Annotated in this window: 1 protein-coding gene; it reads right to left on the reverse strand. The window is 68.0% G+C overall.

Features of this window, described 5'->3' with window-relative positions; translation table 11 throughout:
• A partial coding sequence (groEL, locus tag HMPREF3105_RS05535) for a chaperonin GroEL (RefSeq protein WP_141762441.1) occupies positions 1–910 on the reverse strand: 910 nt, incomplete at both ends.

Here is a 910-nt window from a genome sequence, read left to right on the forward strand (position 1 = left end):
CTTGCGCTCCTTGAGCTCCACCTCGGTGGCCGCGCCGGCCTTGATGACGGCCACGCCGCCGGCCAGCTTGGCGAGGCGCTCCTGCAGCTTCTCGCGGTCGTAGTCCGAGTCGGTGTTCTCGATCTCGGAGCGGATCTGTGCCACGCGGCCGGCGATCTGCTCGGCGTCGCCGGCACCCTCCACGATGGTGGTCTCGTCCTTGGTGATGACCACCTTGCGGGCGGAGCCCAGCAGGTCGAGGGTGGCGTTCTCCAGGGACAGGCCCACCTCGGAGGAGATGACCTGGCCGCCGGTGAGGATGGCGATGTCGGCGAGCATGGCCTTGCGGCGGTCACCGAAGCCCGGGGCCTTCACGGCCACGGACTTGAAGGTGCCGCGGATCTTGTTGACCACGAGGGTGGCCAGGGCCTCGCCCTCGACGTCCTCGGCGATGATCAGCAGCGGCTTGCCCGACTGCATGACCTTCTCGAGGATCGCCACCATGTCCTTCACGGAGGAGATCTTCGAGTTGACGATGAGGATGTAGGGATCCTCGAGGACGGCCTCCTGGCGGTCCGCGTCGGTCACGAAGTAACCGGAGATGTAGCCCTTGTCGAAGCGCATGCCCTCGGTGAGCTCGAGCTCGAGGCCGAAGGTGTTGGACTCCTCGACGGTGATGACGCCCTCCTTGCCGACCTTGTCCAGGGCCTCGGCGATGAGGGAGCCGATCTGCTTGTCCGCGGCGGAGATCGAGGCGGTGGCCGCGATCTGGTCCTTGGTCTCGATCTCGCGGGAGGCGGAGAGCAGCTCAGAGGTGACGGCCTCCACGGCCTTCTCGATGCCGCGCTTCAGGGACAGCGGGTCGGCGCCCGCGGCCACGTTGCGCAGGCCCTCGCGGACCAGCGCCTGGGCCAGCACGGTGGCGGTGGTG

Origin of the sequence: Micrococcus sp. HMSC31B01 (genome assembly GCF_001816085.1) — a bacterium.
GTDB classification, from domain to species: Bacteria; Actinomycetota; Actinomycetes; order Actinomycetales; family Micrococcaceae; genus Micrococcus; species Micrococcus luteus.